Source organism: Streptomyces sp. NPDC021080, assembly GCF_044333225.1.
Lineage (GTDB): Bacteria > Actinomycetota > Actinomycetes > Streptomycetales > Streptomycetaceae > Streptomyces.
Map to the genome: position 1 here is coordinate 47608 of NZ_JBIRQM010000009.1, position 23919 is coordinate 71526.

A 23919-nucleotide genomic window follows, 5' to 3' on the forward strand; every position below is an offset into this window, starting at 1 on the left:
CGGGCGGTAGGGCTCGATGGTCTCGATCGCACTCCGACTCGGCGTCCGCGGGGACTACGGAACACGGCGGGCCGGCCCCCTCTCGCGCCGTCCCTGCCGGGCCGGCAGCGCGTTCACCGAGGTCAGCCGTCGGGGCGCCGACTCCTCGATCTTTCCGGTGTGCGAAGCCGTCCGCCGGGCGAGCCTGTCGCGCACCGGACAAGCCACGACGGCGCGTCCCGAGCCCGGATCGCCGGGCCCGGGACCGCCGGGCCGCCGCCCCGGCCGCGGCCACCAGGGGCGCACGCCGGCGCACTCCCGGTACGGGAGCCGGCCGGAGCGGCCGGCTCCCGCGCCCGTGCGCCCGGATCGGCCCGGACCGGCTCGGATCGGCCCGGCTCGGATCAGCTCGGATCGGCTCGGATCGGCTCGGATCGGATCAGCTCAGGTCCAGCCGGGAGTAGACCTGGCCCGCGGTGTCGCGGACGACGACGTGGTGGACGGCGAAGTCCTCGCCGGGGGCGGACAGGTCGGTGCTGACGTACCAGACGCCCCAGCCGGGGTCGCCCGCGAGCTCCAGGAGCTTGGCGTGCAGGGTCCCGGCCGTGGTCCGCACCGTGACGCGCGAGGCGGTGCCCTTGCCGCCGTAGTACAGACCGGAGAGCGTGTAGTGCCCCTGGGCGGTTCCCTCTGTCTGCGCCGAGACGCCGGGCGTGCCGAGGTCGATGTTCCCGTCGACCACGCTCCTGAACCGGGGATCGGGGTCGTCGGGCGTCGTCCAGTGCTTGCCCTCGGGCGTCAGCCAGAACTCGGCGCCGCCGGGCTCCTCGACGTGCTCGCCCGGGGCGACGATCCGGGCCGTGGGCGCGGTCCTGGCGACCGGGAGGGCGCGGGCGTGCGCCGAGAGGACGCTGACGTGCGCCGACCGGGCTGCGGTGGCCGCCGTGCGGGCGGCGGCGGGCGCCGCCTTCCGGGCCGGGGCGCCGTACGCCGCCGTGGGCGCCGTGAGCAGCGCGACGGCGACCGCGGCGGCCGCCACGCACTTCTTCATACCTGCCATGAACGGACAACTCCTCGTGATGGGGACGGTGTTCGGACGGTGCAGGGGCGCCGCTCCCCCGTGGAGACTCCCGGCGCCCGCCGGCCGGACGACACCGGCCGGGGACGTTCCGCGGGGACGGGCGTCAGGCGAGCGCGCTCGTCGCCCGCCACTGGTCCCAGTCCAGGTTCCAGTCGCCGTATCCGTTGCCGACGGCGACCGTCTCCTTGGAGCCGGTGACCTTGACGACGTCGCCGGGGATGACCTCGTCGAAGAACCGCTTCGCGGGGCCGCCGGTGGCGAGTCCGACACAGCCGTGCGTGACGTTCTGACGGCCGCCGTAGGTGTTCGCCTTCGGGTTCTGGTGGAGGTAGGTGCCCGAGGTGGTGAGGTGGACGGCGTAGTAGTAGTAACCGTGGTACTGGTCGCCGTAGCCGACCGACCTCGAGTCCATGAAGACCTTCGACGCCTTGTCGGAGACGACCATCGTGCCGTTCCAGGTGTCCATGCCCGGCGCGCCCGCGGTGATGGGGACGCGGCGCGACGATCCGGCCGTTTCGAGCGTCATGAAGTGTGTACGCACATCCACTGTGGCGACGAGGGAGCGGCCCACCGTGAAATGCCTTGTGATTCCGGCTCCGGCCCGGACGGTGACCGCCGTTCCGGGCTTCCAGTACGTGCGGGGCCGGAAGTCGACGCGCTGCCCGTCGGCGAGGTTACGGTCCTTGACCCACCCCCAGGACCCCTCGACATCGGCCGTCACCTTCAACTGCCTTTCCACATGGGCCCGTTCGGCCACGGGTATCGGACGGTCGAAGGTCACCGAGACCGGCATGCCGACCCCCACGGTCTGCCCGTCGGCGATGTTGACGTGCGCGCCCGGCAAAGACTCGGGCGCTGTGGCGGAAGGCTTCGGCCGGGCCGTGCCCGTGGCACCGGCGGTTCCGGTGGCGGCGGGCCTGCCGCCCTGCCCGGTCCGCTCGCCCCCGCCGTCGGCCGCCGCCTGCGCCGAGCACCCGGCGAGCGCGAGCGCGCACACGGCCGCCGCGCTCCAGGCGCGGGCCAACCGGCCTCTGCGGCCTCGCAGTCCCGTGGTCATGGTGATCCCCCTGTGGTGTGTTTCGATGTGCGACGTACGGGACCTGTACGCGCGGCGGGGACGGCCCGGTTGCATCCGGCCGGGAAATCCGCGGACCTTCGGGCGGGGGGCATGACCGAGGAAGAGTTCGACGCGTTCTACGCGACCGCGTTCCCCCGGCTGACCGGCCAGTTGTACGCGTTCACGGGGGACCACGGCGAGGCGCAGGACGTCGTCCAGGAGGCGTTCGTCCGCGCCTGGGACCGGCGGCAGGAATTCCTCGCCGACGGTGCTCCCGAGGCGTGGATACGGACGGTGGCGACGCGGCTCGCGGTGAGCCGCTGGCGCCGGGCCCGCCGCTGGCTGGAGCTGGTGCGGCGCACCCCGCCCGCCGGCCACACGCCGGGCCCCGGGCCCGAGCGCACCGCGCTCGTGACCGCGCTGCGCACGCTGCCCGAGGCGCAGCGGATGGCGATCGTTCTGCACCATCTGTGCGACTTGAGTGTCGAGCAGGTAGCCTCCGAAACCGGTGCTCCCGTCGGCACGGTCAAGGCCCGGCTCGCGCGGGGCCGGGCGGCGCTGGCGCGGGTGCTCTCGGAGGATTCGGCGGACCTGGCCGGCTCCGCGCGCCCGTCGGGCTCCGCGGCCGGGCCGGGCGCAGGGGAGAGGGAGGACAACCGTGTCCGATGAACTCACCTCCGCCCTGCGCGAGTTGGCGACCGATGCGGAGAGGCCTCCGGCGCTGAGCGGCGCGGAGATCCGCGGCCGGGCGAGGGGCCGCCGGCGCCGCCGCCGTACGGCTCTGGCCGCGGCCGGTGTCTGTGTCACGGGCGCCCTCGCCCTGGTCGTCGCGGTGAGCCTGGACGGCGGGGCGCAGCACAGGCCCCCGCCGGCCGCGAGCCCCACCGTCGCCCCGAGCCCGCCGCTCGCGCCGCCGGACGCCACGATCGATCTGGGCAAGCGGGTGATCTCCGTGGCCGGCCACCGCCTGACGCTCCACTCCGACAGCATGCCCGGATACACGCCGACGGTCCGGACGACGGTCAGCGCGAAGGAGGCCGTCAGGATGGTCTCCTCCCAGACGATCGGCTTCGCCGGCGGCTACTCGTTCAAGGCGTCCTGGGTGGTCGAACTCACCGCGCCCGACGGCACGACGGACTACGTCGGCTCCATGGACTCCGGCGGCAAGGAGATCTCCGACCCGGACCACGGCTGGATCGGCCTGGACATGACCGATGCCAAGCAGCTGTACGACCGGCTCCCGCCAGGTGCGGTGGTCGAGATCAAGCCCTCGGTCAACGCCTCTCCCCCCGCGTCGGTGAACAGGGGCACGGCAACGGCGGGCTCGGTCGCCGGCACGGGGGCCCCGGGCGCGGGAACGTCCGGCTCGGGAGCCTCGGGCTCGGGCGGCCCGGGCGGCTCGGGCTCGGGCGGCCCGGGCGGCTCGGGCGGCTAGAGCGGCTCGGGCGGCTCGGGCGGCTCTAGCCTGCTCCGGAGGGGAGACCACCCCCTCCGGGGCCCGTCCGGTGTCAAAGGGGCGGCTGGGCCGGGGCCGGGCCGAGGGTCGTGGTGCCCGGGGCGGTGCGGTGGCCGAGGCCCGTACGGTAGGCGTCCAGGGCCGCTTCCACGCGGCCGGTGCGACGCAGCAGATCGCCCAGCAGCCGGCACAGGTCCGCGAGGTCGCCCGCCGCTCCCGCCCGCTCCAGCAGGCTCATCGCCCGTACGTAGTGCTCCTCCGCCGCCTCGGTGTCCCGGGCGTCCTCCGCGATGATCCCGAGCAGGCGGTGGGCCGCGGCCGCGTGGATGGCGCCCCGCTCGGAGTTCAGGTCGCCGAGCACCCGCCGCAGCAGTTCGCCGGCCTCGTCGGACTTGCCGCGCCGGTGCAGCACATCGGCCAGTTCCACCGCGACCTGGCTGGTGTAGAGGGCGGCCCGCTTCGCCGAGAGCATGGCCTGCGCCTCACGCAACTCGTCCTCCGCACGCTCCAGTTCGCCGTTCTGGGCGTACAGGTACCCGCGCATCCAGTGGCAGTTGGCGAGCTCGGTGCGGATCTGGAGCTGCCGGTACAGCTCGGCGGCCTTGGCGAGGGACACGTCGGCCTCGGCGATGCGCCCCTCGGCGATCATCGTCCGCGCCACCGACCGGTGCATCCGCGCCACCAGGGCCGGGTCCTGGACCTGCGGCGCGAGGGCGAGCGCGAACTCGGCGGCCTGGGCGGCCCGGGCGTGGGCCCCCATGTCCATGTAGGGCGCGATGACCCCGGTGTAGAGGAGGAGCAGCGCCTCGGGATCGTGCAGGCCCGTCCGGTTCAGCTCGTCGAGGGCCGACTCGAACAGGTAGCAGGAATAACGGAGTTCACCGGCTAGGTAGTGGGAGACCGCCCGGCCGCGCACGGCGGGCACCCGCTGCGGCAGCGGCGCGTCCCCGAGCCGCTGCTCCGACTCCTCGAAACGCCGCTGCGCCGTCTCCAGGTCCCCCGTGTCCAGGGCGCACTCGCCGAGTCCGAGCAGTGCCGCCGCCTGTTCGGCGACCAGCCCGTGGTCCTCCGCCTCGGCGAGCAGGGCGGCGTACGTCCCGGCGGCCACCTCGGCCTCTCCGGTGGACAGCGTGCGCTGCGCGTCCGTCAGCCGCAGCCGCAGGTCGGTGGCGAGATGGGCGGGCCGCCCCGTCGCCAACTCCTCGTACGCCACCCCGAGCCGACCGGCTATGTGCCGCAGCGCGGGCTCGGAGGCCCGGACCCGGCCGGCCTCCAGGGTGGAGATGTACGCGGGCGTGTACACGGGCTCCGCCAGCTGTTTCTGCGTCAGACCGCGTTCTGTGCGCAGCTGTTGCACCCTGCGCCCGATGATCTCAGGGTCGTCCCGCTCCGCCATGGGCTAAGCATGCCATCAAGCCGAGTTGAGCCGGTCCGGCTTTTGACTACTGTCCGATCCCCCGGGCCCTCTTGCGACAAAAGCCCGGAAGCCTCTACGTTAAGCGCCGGATTAAGCATGCTTAATACGCCGCTGTTGTTGCGAGGTCACCGTGCTCCGACGTATTTCCGCGCGCTACTCCAGAGGGCTCCTCGCCGCCGTCATCGCGGTCGCCGCGCTGGTCACGGCGGCGAACGTCGGCCCGGCGAGAGCGGCCGAACAGACCCCCGCGGCCCACACCGGCGTCGGCACGGCCGGGCACCGGGCTCTCCCCGCGGGCCGGTGACGGGCTCCCCGGCCGTCGATACGACAGCGGCGAGTCCCCCGTACGCGGCGGCCACGGCGGCTACGGTGACCGCGTGACCTCTGCCGCCGCTCGCACCGCGCTGGACCTCACCGCCGACCTCCCGGTCCCCGCCCTGGAGGACTTCTACCGGGACCTGCACCGGCATCCCGAACTGTCGCTGCGCGAACACCGTACGGCCGCCGCCCTCGCGGAGCGGCTGCGCGGGGCCGGGTACGACACGACCGAGGGCGTGGGCGGTACGGGCGTCGTCGGCGTCCTGCGCAACGGGGACGGGCCCACCGTCCTGCTGCGCGCCGACATGGACGCGCTGCCCGTCGCCGAGGAGACCGGGCTGCCGTACGCCTCGGAGACCGACGGGGTCATGCACGCCTGCGGCCACGATCTGCACGTCACCTGGCTCGCGGGCGCCGCCCGGGCGCTCGCCGCCGGACGGGACACCTGGTCCGGGACGCTGGTGCTGGTCGGGCAGCCCGCCGAGGAGACCGGCGGGGGCGCGGCCCGCATGGTCGCGGACGGCCTCCACGAACGCTTCCCGGTGGCCGACGTCCTGCTCGCCCAGCACGTGGTGCCCGGCCCCGCCGGGCTGTATCCGCACTCCCCGGGTCTGATCATGTCCGCCTCGACCGACCTGGACATCGTCGTGCACGGGCGGGGCGGGCACGGTTCTCGGCCCGAGACGACCGTCGACCCGGTGGTGACGGCCGCGTACATCGTGACGCGGCTCCAGACGGTCGTCAGCCGGGAGATCGCGGCCCGGGAGTCCGCCGTGCTCACCGTGGGGCGGATCGAGGCCGGCACCCGGCACAACATCATCCCGTCCGAGGCCCGGATCGCCCTGAACCTGCGGACGCAGTCGCCGGACGTGCGGGAGCGGATGATCGCCGCCGTGCGGCGGGTCGCGGCGGGCGAGTGCGCGGCCGCCGGCTGCCCGGCCGAGCCCACGGTCACCGTCGGCGACGACTTCCCGGTCACCGTCAACGACGCCGACACCGACCGCCGGATCGCCGCCGTGCACGGCGAGGTCTTCGGCGCCGCGGCGATCCTCGACCCCGGTCCGGCCATGGCCAGCGAGGACTTCCCCCGGCTCGCGGACGGCCGGATCCCCTACTCCTACTGGTTCGTGACCGGCACCCCGGCCGACGTCTGGAACGCGGCCCCGGGCGGCGACGACCTCATGACCAGGCTCGCGGCCGTGCCCAGCAACCACAGTCCCCGCTTCGCCCCCGACCTGTCCACGGTCGCGCCGGGCGTACGGACCCTGGTGTCGGGGGCCCTGGCGTCCCTGTCGGCCGGGGGCTGACCTCCCCCGGACCGGGGGACCGCCCCGGACCGGGCGCGCGGACGCGGCGGCGCCGGCTCAGGTCTGGGTCTGCAACTGGCGCAGCTGGCGCTGGACATGGTCGAGCGCGCCCTCCCGGCGTCCGGGTACGCGCCGTCTCAACCCGGCCAGTTCCGCGCCGAGTTCGCGGGCCCGTACCGGGTCCTCGATCCGGTCCCACTGGTGGTGCGCGCGGTCCACGGCCGACTCCACCTCCGGGGCGTCCGGGGCCTGCCCCGCGTCCAGCCGGGTCGCGGCGAGGGCGAGCCAGCCACGGCAGCTGCGCTCCGCGTCCCCCGCGAACATCGCCAGGTCCGCCCGTACCTCCATCCAGTGCAGCACCTGTTCGGACCCGGGCCCGTGGGTCCGCAGCGCCCCCCGCTCCCACCGTGCCGCCAGCGCGAGGGCGTCGTCGTGGCGCCCGTCCCGGACGGCCGCGGTGATCTCCCCGTGGGGATCGGCGGGGGACGGCCGGCCGCTCCGCTGATCCGCCTGGCCGGGGAGCGGCACGGACGACGCGGGTACCGCGGCCGGCGGGAGCGGCACGGGCACGGCGGCCGGCGGGGGCGCGGGCGCGGCGGCCGGTGGAGCCGTGACAGTCGTGAACTCCGGTGCCGGGGGCCACGGCTGCCCGGCCCACGCGTGTCCGGGCGCGAGCACGAGGTCCGCCGTCCCCGGCCGGGCGCTCTCCTCGCCGGGCACTCTCGTCAGCGCCCGCTGATGGAGCTGGGCGGGCGAAGGCCGGTGGCCGCTGCGGAGCAAGGTGGCGACGGCTCTCATGTACGTCGGCTGTGCCACCGTACGGCGGGGCGGCGGGGCGGCGACCCGGCCGTACAGCTCGGCCGACGGGCCCGCCGTCAGGGGCTGCCCGGCCAGGAACTCCCAGGTGTCGGTGTCCGCGTGGAGGTCGACGAAGACGGTCGTCGAACCCGGTGGACGCAGCCGGAGTTCATCGGCGATCCACCGCCAGGGGAACGCCGTGTACCGGACCGTCGCCGGGGTGGTGCGGGCCAGCGCGAGATGCGGAAGCCGCTGGCGGCGGTCCAGTTGGAGCTGTCCCGTCACGAACATGGTCAGCGGTCCTGACGCCGTCGCCGCCGCGCGCAGCCGGGTCAGCACGGCCTGCGGCTCCAGCGGGTCGGCCAGTTCGACGACGTTCGCGGTGTCGGTGCCCGACAGCACCGGCGGAGCGACGGCCGCGAGCACGGGGAGCACGGAGGCCGCGTCCACCAGACACCCCTTGCCCACCGGCGAGGCCGCGAGGAGCAGCACGGTTCCGGGCACAGGTTCCCTCCCCCATCGATCCGACACAGCAGCACCGTAACGGCTGCGCATGCAAAGAGGGGACGCGAAGAGGGCGGACCCCCTGTCCGGCCGAAGGCCTCGACGCGGGCGAACGCCCTGGTCGGCCCAGGGCTTCGGAGCGGGCGGATCCCGGCCGGAGGCCTCTCGGACCCCGTCCGCCGCCCCGGTTACGTCCTGCGGCCCTCGCCCGCCCGGCGCCGTACGGCGAAGATCGTCGTGTCGTCGGCGAGCCGTCCGCCGCAGTGGTCCAGCGTGCCGTCGCGCACGAGACGGACGAGCCGCTGCGGGTCGGCGGTGCGCGGGTCCCGGGCCAGGGCCCTCATGAGGGTGTCGCGCAGCGGGAAGAACTCGCCCGCCGCGTCACGGGCCTCGGTCACCCCGTCCGTGACCAGGAGCAGCGTCTCGCCGGGGGCGAGCGGAACGCGCAGGACCGGTGGCGGTGTGGACACCAACTCGTCCATGCCGAGCGGGAGTCCGTGCCCGGACGGCAGACTCCGCACCCCGTCGGCGGTGAGCACGAGCGGAGGTTCGTGGCCGAAGTTGACGACCTCGACCGTGGTCGGCGTGTCCTCGGGGAACGCGACGAGGACGCCGGTCGCGAAACGGTCGCCGTCGTCGCGTCCGAGCGCCACGCGGTAGCGGTTGTGCCGCCCCATCCTGACCTCCAGCCGGGCGGCGACCGTGGCGAGCACCGGCTCGTGGTACGCCGCCTCGCGGAAGGTGCCGAGCAGCGCGGCCGCCGCCTCGACCGCCGCGAGTCCCTTGCCCTGGACGTCTCCGAGCAGCAGACGGGTGCCGTGCCGGCCGGGCTGGATGTCGTAGAAGTCGCCGCCCACCCGGGCCTCGCTGTCGGCGGCGAGGTAGACGGCCGCGTGGTCGAGGCCGCCCCAGCCCGGGGGCATCGGGCGCAGCACGGTGCGCCGGGTCGTCTCGGCGATGTCGCGCATGTGCAGCATGCGCCGCTCGGCGCGCAGCCTGACGGAACAGGCGAGGGCCGCGAGGCCGCTGCCGACCACGACGAGGATGAAGTTGGGCAGGCCGTTCTGGTACTGGTGCGGCCACTGGGTGTCCACGGCGCCGTAGGTGAGCAGCGACAGCCCGGCGAAGGCGAGCGTGCCCAGCACTCCGCAGATCGCCGCGGCGATGACCGGTACGAGCACGAGCCAGGAGATGATCCGGAACCGGCCGGCGGTGTTGACGTCGAGCAGCGCGATGCCGATGAGCAGCAGCAGCGGGGGCAGCCAGGCGACGCTGCGCCCGTTCACCTTCAGCGGCTGCGACCGCTGGAAGGCCTCCGGCAGCCCGCCGCGCGGCCGGAGGGTGTGCCGAATCCGGTCGCGTACGGATCTCCGGTCGGCCACTCTCCGTACCGCCTCCTCGATCGTGCTCTCAGTAGGCGACCGACATCCGGCCGTGCGGGTGGACGGGCATCTCCAGCTGGTCGACGAAGGCCATCGCGTAGTCCTCGGCGCTGATCCGGCTCAGGCCGCCCGCGTCGGTGAGCATGCGGTCGCCGCCGATCCTGAACTCGCCCGTGCGTTCGCCGGGGCCGATCTCCGCGGCGGGCGAGATGTACGTCCAGTCGAGGTCGTCGACGTCGGTCCGCAGGTAGTCGAGGGCGTCCCGCTGGGCGAGCGCCTCGGGGAGGTACTCCTCGGGGAAGCCGGGCTGGTCGCACGCGGCCTCGCCGGGGGCGACCTCCAGGGTGCCCGCGCCGCCGACGATGACGAGCCGGTGCACCCCGGCCGTCCGGACGCCCTCCACCAGGGAGTGGTTGAGGGCGAGGAAGGGTTCACGGGGATCCGAGCCGTCGCGGGGCGGGGCGCACGCCGAACCCACCGCGTCCGCGCCGGCCACCAGCTCGGCGACCTTCGCCGCGTCCGCGGCGTCGGCCGCCGCCGCGGTGACCCCGGGGACCGGGGACTGTCCGGACCGGCTGACCGCGACGACCTGGTGTCCGCGCTCCGACGCCTCCGTGGCGATACGGCTGCCGACCATGCCTGTGGCACCGAAGAGTACGAGCTTCATGCACCTCAGCGAAGCACGCGACCATGATCACCGCATCCCGGCGAGCCGGTGGAGAGGGTGGCGCGAGGGGTCTCGCCGGGGAGTGAGGTGGAGGTCCCACCGGGAGTGACGTGGGGGGGCTCACCGGGGGTCGTGAGGGGTTCCGTGGGGGTCCCGTCCCGAGTTGCCAGGGGCTGGGGCGAGGTGTGACCTGGAAGACGGGGCGAGCAGAAAGGAGTCCTTCCATGGCTCAAGCCGCACCCGTGTCAGGGACACCAGGTACATCCGGATCGACCGACGTCTTCGGGGAACAGACCCACACGATCGCGAAATGGGCCGTACCCGTCGTCGGCGGACTCGTCTACGGCTACTGGGCCGCCGCCATCAACCGGGACGCCGGTGCCATCACGGGCTGGAACGTGCTGTTCGGCTTCGTGTGCGCCATCGCGTTCGCGGTGGCCTACACGGGCGCCCGGACGGTGGCGCCGCTGATGCGGCGCGAGACGCACGCACTGGTGTGGGCCGTGTTCGCGGGCTGCGCGTTCGGTTTCCTGTACAGCCAGACCGACGCGACCGTTCTGCGGTCCGTGTTCATGTCGCTGCCGGTGGCGGTGGGCGTGTACGCGGTGGCCTTCTACCGCTACTACACGCACGAGGACGCGGAGGGAAAGGCGAGCTGACGCCGCAGTGCGCCGTTCCGTCGCAGTGCGGCGGAACGGCGCGCACGGCACACGAGGCCCCGGCGCGATGCCGGGGCCTCGTGCGTCTCCCTCACTCACCTACTCACCTGCCACCTGGGACCCAGTCCCAGGAGTTCGAGGAGGAGCCGGACACGGTCCAGCTCCACGCGCTGGAGACGGTGAAGGTCCAGGAACCGGAGGCGGTCACGCTCCAGCCGGGGTCGTCGGCCGGGTTGCGGCCGTTGTCCCAGTGCGCGTTGTGCCACGTCCCGTCCTTCTGGTCGGGGCACGGGTCCGAGCAACTCGGCACCGACCGGCCGTCGGTGGAGACGAACGCCGCGCTGGCCCAGGCGTGGGCGCCGACGAGCCAGTACCAGACGCTGGTGCCGGACACGCTCTGCCCGTTCACCGCGCACTCGACCCGGTCCTGGCTGCCCGAGGGGAGCGAGCCGACGACGGGCGAGGCGGTGCTGGGCTGCAGCCGCAGGTTCATCTCCCCGCGGGAGATGACGGTGCCCCAGACGGTGCTTCCGGAGCCGTTGCCGGTGGGCGCCGACCCGGTCGCCGCCATGGCGGGACCGGCGGCCAGGGCGGTCAGTACACCGCCGCTGAGCAGGGCCGCGGCAAGAATCCGCGGGGCTGGGGTGGTGCGCATATCGGCCTCCTTCTCCCCAGATCCAGGAAACACCCGTTCGGGTGAGGGCTCCACCCGAGCGGCCAAAGCCCTTGGGGCACAAGGGGTGCACGGGGCCGGGCGCGGAGCGGGTCCCCGTACGGCTTGTCCCGTGCGCCCATTTGCAGGCGGCCCGCTCGCGTACGGGGTCCGGGGGGCCTTGCCTGAAGACGTGTCCCCTCGTGTCCGGAGCGCCCTGTCGGCGGTGCTGATCGCGCTCGCCTGCCTCCTCGCGCCGCTCGGCGCGCTGTCGGCGTGGGCGACGTACGGCCTCGGCGACTCCGAGCGGTACGAGGCCACCATGGCGCCCCTCGCCGCCGACGAGGACGTCCGGGACGCCATCGCGGCCGGTGTCACCGACGACATCCTGCGGGAGGTCCACGTACGGCCGCGGCTCCAGGGGCCGGTGAACCACTTCGTACGGGACGCCGTGCTCTCGTTCACCGAGACCGAGGCGTACCGCACGGCGTGGGAGGCCGCCAACCTGGCCGCGCACGACGCCGTGATGCGGGCGCTGCGCGAGGACCACGAGGGTGCGGTGACCGTCGATCTCGCACCCGTCACCGAGCAGGTCAAACGCCGGCTCACCGACGACCACATGCCGCTGGCCGCCCGGATCCCGGTCGAGCACACCGAGATCACCGTGCTCGCGGCCGAGGACCTGGCCCGGCTCCGGAAGGGGTTCCACGTGCTCGAAGTCGCCGGATTCTGGCTCCCGTCGGCGTCGGTCGCCTTCGCGGCGGCCGGCATCGTCATCGCCGTGCGCCGCCGCCGGGCGGTCCTCGCGACCGGCCTCGGCACCGCTCTGGGCGCCGTGCTGCTCGGTGTCGCGATCATCGTCGGTCGCAGGCTCACGCTCGACGACCTGCCGCCCGACGTGTCCCGCACGGCAGCGGGCGCGGTGTACGACGCCCTCACCGAGACCCTCCGGTTCGTCAGCTGGCTGCTGCTGGCCATGGGGCTGACGGTGTCTCTGGCCGCGGCGCTCACCCACGCCTACGCGCGCAGGCGCCGGCCGGCCGAGGCACCGCGGCCCGCTCCCGCGGAGCCGTCGACCCGCGTGGGCGCCTGACGCCACGTCAGGCGCGCGGACCTCGCACGGGGCGCGCGGAAGACACGCGCACCCGGCGGCACGGAAGACCCCGGTGAACTGCGGAAGGCCGCGGAGGCCGCCGGAACGACCACCCGTCCGCCGCCGGAACGACCGCCCTCGCCCCTCGCCGGAACAACCACTCCCGCCCGTCGCCGGACTCACCCCCGCTCCCGGGACCGAGCCGGGGCCCGCCCCGGGGAAACCGCCATACTTGGGACATGTCCCGCGAGTTCCCCATCGGCCTCACCCCTCCCGACTGGCTGGTCAGGAACCTCCGACCGGAGCGGGCACCCGTCAACCGGCCCGCCGCCGCCCGCGCCGCCGTCGCCCTGGCGCTCCCCCTCGCCGTCGGCCTCGCCTGCGGACAGCCCGCGTACGGCGCCCTCGCCTCCATGGGCGCGCTGTTCGGAGTCATCAGCGACACCGCGGACGCGTACCGCATGCGGATCCTCAACATCGCCGTCCCGCAGCTCTTCGGCGCGATCGGCATCACGATCGGCGCCGCTGTGTACGGGCACGGCTGGGTCGCCGTCGTGACGGTCACCGGGGTCGCCCTGGTCTCCGGGATGATCTCGTCGATCGGCGCCGTCGCCTCCGTCACCGGGCTGCTGCTGCTCATCAACTGCGTGATCGGCGCCGGGCTTCCGCTGCCCGGCGCCTGGTGGCTCGCCCCGCTGCTGATGTCCGGCGGCGGACTCCTCGTCCTCGCGCTGACCCTGCTCGCCTGGCCGCTGCGCTCGGGGGTGCCGGAGCGCTCCTCCGTCGCGGGCACCTACCGCACGGTCGCGGACCTGCTCGCCGCGAGCGGCACCGGCGACTACGACCGCCTGCGCCTCGCCGTCACCCGGTCCCTGAACGAGTCGTACGACCTCGTCCTCGCCCGGCGCGCCTTCCACCACGGCCGCAGTCCCGACCTCGTGCGGCTGCTCGCCCAGCTGAACGCCCTCACCCCCGTCGTCGAGGCCGCCCCCGCCGCCCACCAGCGGGGCGAGCCGCTGCCCGCCGCGGTCCCCGCCGCCGTCCACCTGCTCGCCGACACCGTCGAGACCGGCGGCACCGGGCCCCTCGAACTGCGGCTGCCCACCCCGGCCGACGAGACCGCGCGCGCCGTCGACCACGCCCTGCGGCACGCCGCCGGTGTCGTGACCGACCGGTCCCCCGACCCGCACGCCCTCGACGACCGCCTCGGCCGGCCCGCCGCCCTGCGCGTCCGCGCCGCCCGCGCCGCCCGCGACGTCCTGCTGTCGGCGGCCTCCTGGCGCTACGGCACCCGCCTCGCCCTGTGCATCGGCCTCGGCCAGGTGCTCGTCTCCACCGTCGAGGTGCCGCGCTCGTACTGGGTCGCGCTCACCATCACCTTCGTCATGAAGCCCGACTACGGTTCCGTCTTCTCCCGGGCCCTGCTGCGCGCCCTCGGCACGGTCGCGGGCCTCGTGGTCGCGGCGGCGGTGCTGACCCTGATCCCGCGCGGCTGGTGGGACGTGCCCGTGCTGATGGTGCTCGGCGCGCTCATCCCGGCCCTGACCCCGCGCGGCTACGGCTATCAGACCGCCGCCATCACACCGGTCATCCTGCTGCTGTCCGACGTCCTCAACCACCAGGGCACCGGGCTCGTCGTCCCCCGTCTCGTCGACTCCCTCATCGGCTGCGCCATCGCCCTGGTGGCCGGGTACCTGCTGTGGCCGGAGAGCTGGCACGCCCGGGTCGGCGACCGGCTCGCGGACGCGGTCGCCGACACCGCCGGCTATGTCGAGCTGGCCTTCGGGGACGCCGCCGATCCGGCGGCCCGCGCCCGCAGCAGGCGCCGGCTGTACCGCGACCTCTCCTCCATCCGTACGGAGTTCCAGCGCGCCCTGACCGAACCGCCGCCGAACGGGCGCCGCGCCGCGGCCTGGATGCCGCTCGTCGTCGCCGTCGAACGGATCGTGGACACCACGACCGCCGCCCGGGTCCGGGTCAGACAGGGCGCGGCCGAGCCGTCCGCCGCCGAGATCTCCACCATCGCGCGCCAGCTGCGGGAGCTGTCCGAGGGACTGCGCGAGACGGACGTGCTGTTCGCCGTCCGCACCGATCTCACCGGGCCAGCCGACAGCGTCCTCGAACCGGTGCGGCAGGAGGTCGCGGCGGCCCGGGCGATCGCCTCACCGCATTGACACAGGAGGTTCCGGCACCGACTATTCGGCCACCGTCCCGATCCACGCGCGGGACGGAAGCGCTTTACCTTCCCCTGGCGTCCCCTTGACACAAAGGGGACGCCAGGGGAAGGTGCGTGGCGAAACTCCGAATTCCGACAAATCCTCGTGGTAGGAAAGTGAACCCGTGGGCGCTGTAGGGGGGTTGACGTGGCCGTCGTACGGTGCGCCGCCCCTGCCGAAGATCACCATCTATGGCCGCTAACCTTACGTGTCCGTCCTGGCCAGGGATTGACGGGATCAACTCACGCGAAGGGTTGCGCACATGGGCATTCTCACTCTCCTGCGGAATGCGTTCGGCCGCTCACGCAAGGGTCGTGACGCTGACGCGGAGACCTCGCGAGAGGCCACGTCGACCGCGACGGTCCCGGCTCCCGCCGCGGAGCCGACACATTCCCCCGAGGCCGAGCCGGCCTCCGTCTCCGCACCGGAGGCCGAGCCGAGAATCCCGGCTCCCGCCTCCGAGCCCGAACCCGAGCCCTCCGTGGCCGACGAGCTGGTGTCGGCCGCCTTCGACAATGTGACGGTGCCGAAGCAGACGCCTCCGGCGGAGCACACCAGCGAAGAAACCCCGCCCCTCACCACCGAGCCCACCGCCGAAGCGGAGCCGACCACCGAGCCCGTCGCCGAGGCCGAGCCCGTCGCCGAGGCCGAGCCCGCCGCCGAAGCGGAGCCGACCGTCGAACCCGTCGCCGAGGCGGAGGCCGTCACCGAGACCGCCACCGACGTGGAGGCCGAGGCCGAAGCCGCCCTCGACGCCGAGGCCGAGATCGCCCCCGTCGCCGTCGCCGAGGCCGAGCCGGAAGCCGCCGCCGAAACCGAGCCCGTCACCGAAGCCCCGGCCGAGGCCGAGGCCGAGCCGGTCGCCGAGACGGAGGCTGCCGCCGAGGTCGAGGTCGTCGCCGAGGCGGAGACCGAGCCCGTCACCGAGGCTGTGGCCGAGCCGGAAGCCACCGAAGCCGAGACCGTCACCGAGCCGGAGGCTGACGCCGAGCCCCAGGCCGAGGCCGAGCCCGTCGCCGAGACGGAGGCTGCCACCGCGACCGCGACCGCGCCTGTCGCCGATGTCGAGGCCGATGTCGAGGCCGAGGCCGAGATCGCCCCCGTCGCCGACGCCGAGGCCGAGCCGGAAGCCGCCGCCGAAACCGAGCCCGTCACCGAAGCCCCGGCCGAGGCCGAGCCGGTCGCCGAGACGGAGCCCACCGCCGAGACGGAGGCTGCCGCCGAGGTCGAGGTCGTCGCCGAGGCGGAGACCGAGCCCCCGGCCGAAGCCGAGGTCGAGGTCGTCGCCGAGGCCCCGGTCGAGGTCGTCGTCGAGGCTGCGGCGGTCACGCCCGTGGCCGAGCCCGAGGCCGCTCAGGTGGACGCACCCGCGGCCGCCGACGGCGCCGAGGCCGCACAGGCGACCCCCGCAGCCGATGGCGAAAGCAGCACGGGTGGTGCGGGTGGGAACAACGACGCCGAAGGCGAAGCCGAGGCGGAGCACACCGCCGAGGCCGAGCCCGAGGCCGAGCCCGAGGTCGAGCCCGAGGCGGAGGTCGAGCCCGAGCCCGAGGCGGAGCCTGTCGCCGAGCCCGCTGCACAGGCGGAGCCCACCGCCCAGGACGCCCCCGGCGTGCCGCTGAGCCACGTCAGGGCCGAGGCCCCGGCCCTGGTCACGGCGTACCAGGAAGCGGGTACCGCGCTGCAGAAGCGGGACCTGACCGGCACCCGCGCCAAGGTCTACCTCGTTCTCGACCGCTCCTCGTCCATGCGCGCCTACTACAAGGACGGCTCCGCCCAGGCCCTGGGCGAGCAGGCCCTCGCCCTCGCCGCCCACCTGGACCCGGAGGCGACCGTCCACGTCGTCTTCTTCTCCACCGAGCTGGACGGCACCGGCGCCCTCACCCTCGCCGAGCACGAGAACAAGGTCGACGACCTGCACGCCGGCCTCGGCCGCATGGGCCGTACGAGCTACCACGTGGCCGTCGAGGAAGTCGTCACCCACCACCATCGGACGGGCGCCGGCGACCCGGCCCTGGTGATCTTCCAGACGGACGGCGCCCCGGACGCCAAGACCCCCGCCACCCAGTCCCTCACCGACGCGGCGAAGAACCACCCGGACATCTTCTTCTCCTTCGTCGCCTTCGGCGAGCACGACAACAAGGCGTTCGACTACCTGCGCAAGCTGAAGACCGGGAACACGGCCTTCTTCCACGCGGGCCCGGCCCCGCGCGAGCTGACGGACGTCGAGGTCTACGACGGCGTGCTGGAGAACTGGCGCCCGTAACCACCCGTCCGAGCGGCACCCGCCGGAGCAGCACCCGGGCCGCCCCTTCCCACGCCTTAAAACGGGAAGCGGGCGGCCCACCCATGTCGGCTACGATTTCAAGGTTCACCGGCGACGAGACGCCCACCGGAAATCCGACGCGATCGTCGCCCCACGCAGCGACCTGGGAGCAGCCCGCGATGGCTCGACACCTCATCACCAGCGCCCTTCCGTACATCAACGGGATCAAGCACCTGGGCAACATGGTGGGGTCCATGCTCCCGGCGGACGTGTACTCCCGGTACCTCCGCCAGCGCGGCCACGACGTCCTGTACATCTGCGCGACGGACGAGCACGGCACCCCCGCCGAGCTCGCGGCCAAGGAGCGCGGTCTGCCGGTCGACGAGTTCTGCGCGCAGGCGCACGACGCGCAGAAGGCCGTGTACGACGGCTTCGAGCTGGCCTTCGACTACTTCGGCCGCAGCTCCAGCCCGGAGAACCGCGAGATCACGCAGCACTTCGCGCGCCGCCTGAACGAGAACGGCTTCATCGAGGAGCGCGCGATCCGGCAGGTGTACTCGCCCGCCGACGGCCGCTTCCTGCCGGACCGCTATGTCGAGGGCACCTGCCCGCACTGCGGCTACGACAAGGCCCGCGGCGACCAGTGCGAGAACTGCACGCGCGTCCTCGACCCCACGGACCTGATCGACCCGCGTTCGGCGATCTCCGGCTCGACGGAACTGGAGGTCCGGGAGACCAAGCACCTCTTCCTCCTCCAGTCCAGGCTCCAGCACGAGGTCGAGGAGTGGGTGGCCCGGCACGAGTCGGAGTGGCCGCAGCTCGCCTCCTCCATCGCCCGCAAGTGGCTGACCGAGGGCCTGCACGACCGCGCGATCACCCGTGACCTGGACTGGGGCGTCCCGGTCCCGGCCGACACCTGGCCGGAGCTGGCCGCCGAGGGCAAGGTCTTCTACGTCTGGTTCGACGCCCCGATCGAGTACATCGGCGCGACGAAGGAGTGGTCCGACCAGGACACGGAGAACCGCGACTGGAAGTCCTGGTGGTACGACGCGGACTCCGGCGAGAACCCGGTCCGCTACACGCAGTTCATGGCGAAGGACAACGTGCCCTTCCACACCGTGATGTTCCCGGCCACCGAGCTGGGCGTGCGCGAGCCGTGGAAGAAGGTCGACTACGTCAAGGCCTTCAACTGGCTGACGTACTACGGCGGGAAGTTCTCCACGTCGCAGAAGCGCGGTGTCTTCACGGACCAGGCGCTGGACATCCTGCCCGCCGACTACTGGCGCTACTTCCTCATCGCCAACGCCCCCGAGTCGGACGACTCCTCGTTCACCTGGGAGCACTTCACCACCACGGTGAACAAGGACCTGGCCGACACCCTCGGCAACTTCGTCAACCGCGTCCTGTCCTTCTCCAAGAAGCGCTTCGGCGAGGAGGTCCCGGCGGGCACGGAGGCCGGCGAGGCCGAGGCGAAGCTGGGCACGGAGATCGCGGGCCTGCTCGCGGAGTACGAGACCCAGATGGAGGCCCTCCAGTTCCGCAAGGCGGCCGCCGCGCTGCGCGCCCTGTGGTCCGCGGGCAACTCCTACCTGGAGGAGAAGGCCCCCTGGCTGGAGATCAAGACCGACCCCGAGGGCGCGGCGCTGACGCTGCGTACGGCGATGAACCTGATCCACCTGTACTCGGTGGTCTCGGAGCCCTTCATCCCGGCGTCCGCCCGCGCGATGCGCTCGGCCTTCGCCCTCGCGGACGACACGGCGGCCTGGGTGAGCGCCGACGAGGCCCGCGCCCTGGCCTTCCTCCCCGCCGGCACCCCCTTCACCGTCCCCCCGGTCCTCTTCGCCAAGATCACGGACGAGGACCTGGAGTCGTACAAGGAGCGCTTCGGCGGCGCACCGGAGTAACGGCCACCGCGCGACAGGGCCCGGGAACGAACGGTTCCCGGGCCCTTCGCATGCCACGACCCGCCCGAGCCGCCGGGAAACGAGCCGGTCCACCAGCAGCTTTACCAGACCCTGACCATCAGACCGGTCGTCACCTCCTGCTAGCATCCGCGCACTTGTGCGAGGGCGGGGGCCCTCGCGGGGAGGGACACTTCACGTGGGCAGAAACGCCCCGAGACGGGGCGGCACGTCCGCCCTCGTCTCCACGCTCGCGGTCGCCCTGGCGGCCGGCACCATCACCCTGTTCGCCGGCACCCCGGACGGCGCCGGCAGCGCGCAGGCCGCCCCTGCGGCCGGTACGGGGACGTCGGAGATCCTGCTCGACGATCCGAGCAGCGACACCCCGCGTTCCGACCGGCTGCTCACCGCCGGCACGACCGGGTTCCTGCACCGGCAGGCCGGAGTCGCGGGCCTGCTGTGGACGGACTACGCGAACGACACCACCGTCACCGTCCAGGGACCCACCGGCGTCTACAAGCCGACCACCACCACCTGCTACGACATCCAGGCCCGCTGCGCCTCGGGCATGTACGGCCAAGCCGCCGACACCGTGGCGCTGCCGCACGCCTCCTACGGCGACCCGGTGTCCCTGTGGAAGCCGGACGGCAGCGCCCTGCGGACCGTCGACCTCGGCCCGTCCGACTACGTGGGCACCTACGGCGAGACGGTCGTCGCGGTCGAGCACAACAGCTTCACCACCACCGACCACCCCGAGAACTACCGGCTGCACCTGGTCGACCTCGTCGACGGCAAGCAGCGTGACCGCGTGGTCGACGGCTACCCCGCCGAAAACTGGTGGTCCAAGACCGTCACGCAGACGGGCGACGAGAACGGCTTCCTGCTGACCTACAGCGCCGCGGACGCGGCCGGGACCACCTCGTACACCGTCGCCTACCTCGACTTCGCGACCGCGCGGCTCACCCCGGTCTTCACCGGCCTGGACGCCTCCCCGGAACTGGTGCTCAGCGACGACCGCGTCGGCTGGTACACCGAGACCGCCGGACTGCACCTCAAGCCGCGTGCCGACCTCACCGCCGCGGAGACGGTCCCGGTGGCGGGCGAGGACATCGCCGGCTCACCCGTCCCCGTCCTCGTCGGCGACTGGCTGGTCCTCGCCACCTCCGGCGGGGCCGTCACGGCCGATCCGCTGGCCGGCGGCAGCAGGAAGACCCTGCTCACCTGGTCCTACGGCACCCCGCTCGCCACCCCCGACGGAGACGCGCTCGTCACCGGCGGCACCGGCGCGGGCGACTGGTGGATCCAGCGCGTCTCCCTCGCCTCCGACGGCACCCCGCGGCTGGAGAAGGTGCACAAGGTCGTTCCCTACGAGAACGCCAAGACCGGCCTCGCGCTCAGCCGCGGCTACCTCCGTGTGGCGGAAGACAAGCCCTCCAGTGCCTCCGACACCACCTCGTGGCGCTCCGTCGGCACCGTCGGCGGCAAACTGACCGCGACCGCCGCCACGGAGAGCGGCTCCGTCAGCCCCGAGTGCCCCTACGCCGGCGTCACCTGCTCGGTCCTGTGGGGCAACTACGGCGACGGGCCCCGAGACGTCTACCTCGACACGTACTACGACGGCGACGAGGGCGGCAGCGGCCTGGAGAACGCGGACCAACTGGTCTCGATCGGCTACAACCCGCTGGAGTTCCACACCGCGGGCGGCGCGATCGTCGACGTGTCCGACGACTACGCCGTCTACAACTCGGGCGGCTCGGCCCCGATGCAGTACGTCGGCGAGTTCGGCCAGGGCCAGAAGCTGAAGCGGTCCGTCCGCGCCGCCGCCCTCAGCGGCTCCACCCTGTGGAGCGCCTCCACCGCGGGCAAGCTCACCTCGTACAGCCTGACCGAGGACAAGACCCTCGCGACGGTGACCGTTCCGGGCCTGTCCTGCATGCCGAGCGAACTGCAGGCGGCGGGCCGCTGGGTCTACTGGGCCTGCGGTACGAGCTCGGCGGGCGTGTACGACTCCAAGGCCGGTACGTCCGGCTCGGTGACCCCGGGTGACGTGCTCCTCGGCGACGGGTTCACCGTCCGCCACGACCACGCCGCCGGCCGACTGGACCTGACCGAGGCGGCCGGCGGCGCCACCCGTGTCATCGCCTCCGGCCTCCCTGAGAAGGGCACGGCCACCGACCGGCGCTACCGCTGGACCGTGGACGAGTACACGGGCCTGGTCGCCTGGTTCGACGCGTTCGAGCAGACGCACGTCGCCACGACCGGCATCGCCCCGTCCGCCGTGACGTCCATCGAGACGAGTGCCGGCAGCTACGTCGACCCGGGCATGCGCTTCGAGGGGCAGTGGCTGCTGTCCCGCCCGGTCACCTCCTGGTCCGTGACCTTCTCCTCGCTCCAGAGCGGTGCCAAGGGCAGGGCCACCTCCACGGTGACCGGCGGCGCGTCCGCCGCCCGGGTGGCGGCCGACTGGTACGGCAAGACGACGGACGGGAGCTGGTTCCCCAACGGCCTGTTCACCTGGACCCTCAAGGCCACGGGTACCGGCACCTCCACTGCGGTCACGGTGGCCACCGGCGAGGGCTTCCTCACCCGGGGCGCCGCCGTGCGCCACGACTTCGGCAGCCTCGACGGCCCGGACGGGCGGGGCGACCTGCTCACCCTCAACTCCTCCGGCGGTCTGACCGTCCAGCAGGGCACGGGAACGGGCAAGTTCAGCAACAAGACCACCGGCACCGGCTGGTCCACGTCCGTCAAGGTGGTTCCCTTCGGCGACGCCAACGGCGACCGCTGCAACGACGTCCTCGTCCGGCTGAGCAGCGGCGCCCTCCGCTTGTACAAGCCGGGCTGCAACGCGGCCGTCAAGCCGACGACGTCGTACACCACGCTCGCGAGCAGCGGCTGGACGCAGTACGACGTCCTGACCTCACCCGGTGACGTGAGCGGCGACGGCCGGCCCGACCTGATCGCGCGCGTCGCGTCCACCGGAACCGTCTACCTCTACAAGGGGACGAGCACCGGCACGCTGTCCGCCCGCGTGAAGCTCTACGACAGCTGGAAGAGCTACAAGAAGATCGTCGGGGCCGGTGACCTCAACGGTGACGGCATCGGCGATCTGCTCGCCCAGGACAGCGCGAACACCCTCTACCGCTACGACGGCAAGGGCGACGGAACCTTCGCCGCCCGGGTGAAGCTGTTCACCGCCTGGGGCGCCTCGTACGACACGGTCGTCGGCGTCGGTGACATCACCGACGACGGCAGGGCCGACCTGGTCTCCCGGGACACCGGCGGCAACCTGTACCGCAACAACGGGGACGGCAAGGGATCGTTCGGCTCCCGTACGAAAATCGCCACCGGATGGAGCGGATACAGGTCGATCTCCTGAGGCTCCTCGCCCGGTGAAGGGGGCACGGGACGACTCGTCCCGTGCCCCCTTTTCGACGCCGAAGACCAGGTGAGAGCCCGGTGATGCCCAGGCAAAGAGCCGGAAAAGCCGCCCTCCGTCCAATGCCGCCGATCCGTAATGGACCCCGGCGCCACAAGGTGCCCCGCCACCCGTATGGTTTCCGCCATGGTGGCAGTCCCCGAGGTCATTCCGATCGCCTACGAACCGAAGCACCGCACCGAGACGATCGGCCGGTACGCGGACGGTCAGTTCCTGGCGTCGATCACGTACGCCTTCCCCGAAGGGTTCCGTCCCGACGACGGCTGGGAAGAGCACAAACGTCTGTACACCGTGCTCCACACCTTCGACGCCGAAGGTCATTACCGCGACTCGGAGATCTGGTGCGCCGGCACCTGGGCCGAACAGCACGGAGCGCCGTACGGCGAGTTCTCGGCGCTCTCCCGCGCCCGCGTCCACCTGGCGAAGCTGCTCCGCAGTCTGCCCCGGCGCTCGTACACGGACATCGCGATACGGCCGTTCCAGATCACCGTCGACGGCGTCCGGTTCGGCCTGGTGACGGGCGTGGACGAGGGCGAGGGCTGGGCCGAGCTGTACCCGGACGGCCTCGGCTTCTCCGAACCGTGGGACGGCACGTACGACACCTGAGCACGGCCCCGTTCGCGGCTCGTGCCCCACGCCCCGGGTTCCGGGCCCTCGCCTGTCAGGGGGCGAGGAGTCCGGAACCCGTTGCGCTCCGGGCCGCGGTGTGCCGGGAGATCAGGACGACGTGGCCGACGGGCTCGGTGCGGTGTCGGTGCTGTCGTGGGTCTCGTCCGGGGCGACGCCCAGCGTCAGGCGGGCGTGGACACCCCGGGCGATGTGCCTCTTGTCGTACGACAGGTACAGGAGCCCGCCCTCGTGCCCGTTGCCCGGGTAGATCGTGTCCTCGTCCAGCGTCGTGCGGGTGACCGTGCTCGTGGAGTACGGCGCGACCTCGGCCGATGCCAGGACCGACTTCTCCGAGAAGAAGAGCTGGCCCGTGTGGCAGGTGTGGCCCCCCTCGTAGCCCGCGTCGGTCCAGGTGCCGTCCACATGGACCTTCACATGGATGTGGACGCAGCGGCCCCGGTACCAGCCGGGGAAGACCGTTCTGAAGGTGACGTGGCCGTGCCGGTCGGTTCTCCAGGTGCCGCGCAGATACCGCTTGTCGTCGGTGGGCTCGGCGTGCCCGCCGCCTCCGCCGGGAGGAGGACCGGACGGGGGTTCGCCGGTCGGGGTTCCGGTCGGGACGTCCGTGGGCCCGCCCGACGGAGCGCCGCCACCGCCGTTGCTCATCGCCTCGTAGCCGGAGTACACACCGAGCGCCGAGCAGTGCCAGATGTCCACCGCGGCGTTCCTGACCGGCTTGCAGGTCTCGGCGTCGATCACCTTGAGCACGAGGGTCAGGGGGATGCCCTCCTGGTCCTCGGTGACGTCCTGACGGATCTTGTCCGCGTCGATGTAGTAGGGGCCCTCGGTGGTCTCCGAGGTCAGCGTGTAACAGGTCTCCGCACCGGACGCGGCCGTCGCGGTGCCGGACGCGGCCTCGTCCGCGAACGCGTTCACGGCTGCGGCGCCGCCCACGCCCACGGCCGCCACGGCCACTCCGCCCGCGACGACGACCTTGCGCCGGGTCATGTTCCCTTGGTGCTCGGGTTCTTGGGTGTCGGTCATGCGCGGGACCGTAGGAAGCCCACCTGTCAGCAGCATGGGTGCGGGCTGTGTTTTCACACGCCGCACGAGAATGG

General features: G+C 73.1%; 19 protein-coding genes. 11 read left to right on the forward strand and 8 right to left on the reverse strand.

Annotated elements, in window-relative coordinates:
- Window positions 1–418: 418 nt before the first annotated feature.
- Together ACH4S8_RS22780 and ACH4S8_RS22785 are read right to left on the reverse strand one after the other, a co-directional pair.
- Window positions 419–1039 carry a hypothetical protein gene (locus tag ACH4S8_RS22780; RefSeq protein ID WP_398396803.1) on the reverse strand — a complete coding sequence of 207 codons (621 nt, stop codon included), beginning with the start codon at window positions 1037–1039 and terminating at the stop codon, window positions 419–421.
- A gap of 124 nt (window positions 1040–1163) precedes the next feature.
- Window positions 1164–2117, reverse strand: a complete 954-nt coding sequence (locus tag ACH4S8_RS22785; protein WP_398396805.1) for a L,D-transpeptidase — start codon at window positions 2115–2117, stop codon at window positions 1164–1166.
- A gap of 111 nt (window positions 2118–2228) precedes the next feature.
- Here ACH4S8_RS22785 and ACH4S8_RS22790 point away from each other — a divergent pair, with 111 nt between their 5' ends.
- Window positions 2229–2786 (forward strand): SigE family RNA polymerase sigma factor, encoded by a 558-nt coding sequence (locus ACH4S8_RS22790; protein WP_398396807.1) that lies wholly within the window; start codon window positions 2229–2231, stop codon window positions 2784–2786.
- The gene (locus ACH4S8_RS22795) at window positions 2776–3552 is read left to right on the forward strand and encodes a L,D-transpeptidase (protein WP_398396809.1); all 777 of its coding nucleotides are present in this window, start codon (window positions 2776–2778) and stop codon (window positions 3550–3552) included. Before ACH4S8_RS22790 ends, ACH4S8_RS22795 begins: the two co-directional genes overlap by 11 nt.
- A gap of 73 nt (window positions 3553–3625) precedes the next feature.
- Here the strand turns inward: ACH4S8_RS22795 and ACH4S8_RS22800 are convergent, their stop codons facing one another.
- Window positions 3626–4969: a tetratricopeptide repeat protein gene (locus tag ACH4S8_RS22800; protein WP_398396811.1), complete on the reverse strand. Its 1344-nt coding sequence runs from the start codon at window positions 4967–4969 to the stop codon at window positions 3626–3628.
- Between the two features lie 151 nt (window positions 4970–5120).
- Here ACH4S8_RS22800 and ACH4S8_RS22805 point away from each other — a divergent pair, with 151 nt between their 5' ends.
- Entirely contained in the window at window positions 5121–5294 is a 174-nt protein-coding gene (locus ACH4S8_RS22805) for a hypothetical protein (RefSeq protein WP_398396813.1), read from the forward strand.
- A 73-nt stretch (window positions 5295–5367) separates the two neighbouring features.
- The gene (locus ACH4S8_RS22810) at window positions 5368–6615 is read left to right on the forward strand and encodes an amidohydrolase (protein ID WP_398396815.1); all 1248 of its coding nucleotides are present in this window, start codon (window positions 5368–5370) and stop codon (window positions 6613–6615) included.
- A gap of 57 nt (window positions 6616–6672) precedes the next feature.
- On the opposite strand, the gene ACH4S8_RS22815 is transcribed toward ACH4S8_RS22810, so the two are convergent.
- From ACH4S8_RS22815 to ACH4S8_RS22825, 3 genes are all read right to left on the reverse strand, one after another.
- Entirely contained in the window at window positions 6673–7917 is a 1245-nt protein-coding gene (locus ACH4S8_RS22815; RefSeq protein WP_398396817.1) for a hypothetical protein, read from the reverse strand.
- Between the two features lie 188 nt (window positions 7918–8105).
- The gene (locus ACH4S8_RS22820) at window positions 8106–9269 is read right to left on the reverse strand and encodes a PP2C family protein-serine/threonine phosphatase (RefSeq protein ID WP_398397355.1); all 1164 of its coding nucleotides are present in this window, start codon (window positions 9267–9269) and stop codon (window positions 8106–8108) included.
- 58 nt (window positions 9270–9327) lie between these two features.
- Window positions 9328–9966: an NAD(P)-dependent oxidoreductase gene (locus tag ACH4S8_RS22825; protein WP_398396819.1), complete on the reverse strand. Its 639-nt coding sequence runs from the start codon at window positions 9964–9966 to the stop codon at window positions 9328–9330.
- Between the two features lie 224 nt (window positions 9967–10190).
- On the opposite strand from ACH4S8_RS22825, the gene ACH4S8_RS22830 reads away from it, so the two are divergent.
- Window positions 10191–10625 carry a hypothetical protein gene (locus ACH4S8_RS22830; RefSeq protein WP_398396821.1) on the forward strand — a complete coding sequence of 145 codons (435 nt, stop codon included), beginning with the start codon at window positions 10191–10193 and terminating at the stop codon, window positions 10623–10625.
- 103 nt (window positions 10626–10728) lie between these two features.
- Here ACH4S8_RS22830 and ACH4S8_RS22835 read toward each other — a convergent pair whose 3' ends face one another.
- The gene (locus ACH4S8_RS22835) at window positions 10729–11280 is read right to left on the reverse strand and encodes an SH3 domain-containing protein (protein WP_398396823.1); all 552 of its coding nucleotides are present in this window, start codon (window positions 11278–11280) and stop codon (window positions 10729–10731) included.
- Between the two features lie 190 nt (window positions 11281–11470).
- Here ACH4S8_RS22835 and ACH4S8_RS22840 point away from each other — a divergent pair, with 190 nt between their 5' ends.
- The 6 genes from ACH4S8_RS22840 to ACH4S8_RS22865 all read left to right on the forward strand — a co-directional run bounded on the left by ACH4S8_RS22840 (window position 11471) and on the right by ACH4S8_RS22865 (window position 22798).
- Window positions 11471–12370, forward strand: coding sequence for a hypothetical protein (locus ACH4S8_RS22840; protein ID WP_398396825.1), 900 nt, complete (start codon window positions 11471–11473; stop codon window positions 12368–12370).
- A gap of 239 nt (window positions 12371–12609) precedes the next feature.
- A complete protein-coding gene (locus ACH4S8_RS22845; RefSeq protein ID WP_398396827.1) occupies window positions 12610–14544 on the forward strand; it encodes an FUSC family protein in 1935 nt (644 codons plus the stop codon).
- 304 nt (window positions 14545–14848) lie between these two features.
- Window positions 14849–16852 (forward strand): VWA domain-containing protein, encoded by a 2004-nt coding sequence (locus ACH4S8_RS22850; protein ID WP_398396829.1) that lies wholly within the window; start codon window positions 14849–14851, stop codon window positions 16850–16852.
- A 179-nt stretch (window positions 16853–17031) separates the two neighbouring features.
- Window positions 17032–18756: a methionine--tRNA ligase gene (gene metG / locus ACH4S8_RS22855; RefSeq protein WP_398396831.1), complete on the forward strand. Its 1725-nt coding sequence runs from the start codon at window positions 17032–17034 to the stop codon at window positions 18754–18756.
- A gap of 196 nt (window positions 18757–18952) precedes the next feature.
- Window positions 18953–22132 carry an FG-GAP repeat domain-containing protein gene (locus ACH4S8_RS22860; protein ID WP_398396833.1) on the forward strand — a complete coding sequence of 1060 codons (3180 nt, stop codon included), beginning with the start codon at window positions 18953–18955 and terminating at the stop codon, window positions 22130–22132.
- 189 nt (window positions 22133–22321) lie between these two features.
- Window positions 22322–22798, forward strand: a complete 477-nt coding sequence (locus ACH4S8_RS22865; RefSeq protein ID WP_398397357.1) for a hypothetical protein — start codon at window positions 22322–22324, stop codon at window positions 22796–22798.
- Window positions 22799–22909: 111 nt separating this feature from the next.
- On the opposite strand, the gene ACH4S8_RS22870 is transcribed toward ACH4S8_RS22865, so the two are convergent.
- The gene (locus ACH4S8_RS22870) at window positions 22910–23845 is read right to left on the reverse strand and encodes an intradiol ring-cleavage dioxygenase (protein ID WP_398396835.1); all 936 of its coding nucleotides are present in this window, start codon (window positions 23843–23845) and stop codon (window positions 22910–22912) included.
- Between the last annotated feature and the right edge of the window lie 74 nt (window positions 23846–23919).

Bases quoted from the DNA above. Each gene is read 5' to 3' on its own strand.
- ACH4S8_RS22780 (WP_398396803.1), bottom strand. From the start codon at position 1,039: ATGGCAGGTATGAAGAAGTGCGTGGCGGCCGCCGCGGTCGCCGTCGCG.
- ACH4S8_RS22785 (WP_398396805.1), bottom strand. From the start codon at position 2,117: ATGACCACGGGACTGCGAGGCCGCAGAGGCCGGTTGGCCCGCGCCTGG.
- ACH4S8_RS22790 (WP_398396807.1), top strand. From the start codon at position 2,229: ATGACCGAGGAAGAGTTCGACGCGTTCTACGCGACCGCGTTCCCCCGG.
- ACH4S8_RS22800 (WP_398396811.1), bottom strand. From the start codon at position 4,969: ATGGCGGAGCGGGACGACCCTGAGATCATCGGGCGCAGGGTGCAACAG.
- ACH4S8_RS22825 (WP_398396819.1), bottom strand. From the start codon at position 9,966: ATGAAGCTCGTACTCTTCGGTGCCACAGGCATGGTCGGCAGCCGTATC.
- ACH4S8_RS22830 (WP_398396821.1), top strand. From the start codon at position 10,191: ATGGCTCAAGCCGCACCCGTGTCAGGGACACCAGGTACATCCGGATCG.
- ACH4S8_RS22835 (WP_398396823.1), bottom strand. From the start codon at position 11,280: ATGCGCACCACCCCAGCCCCGCGGATTCTTGCCGCGGCCCTGCTCAGC.
- ACH4S8_RS22845 (WP_398396827.1), top strand. From the start codon at position 12,610: ATGTCCCGCGAGTTCCCCATCGGCCTCACCCCTCCCGACTGGCTGGTC.
- ACH4S8_RS22850 (WP_398396829.1), top strand. From the start codon at position 14,849: ATGGGCATTCTCACTCTCCTGCGGAATGCGTTCGGCCGCTCACGCAAG.
- metG (WP_398396831.1), top strand. From the start codon at position 17,032: ATGGCTCGACACCTCATCACCAGCGCCCTTCCGTACATCAACGGGATC.
- ACH4S8_RS22870 (WP_398396835.1), bottom strand. From the start codon at position 23,845: ATGACCGACACCCAAGAACCCGAGCACCAAGGGAACATGACCCGGCGC.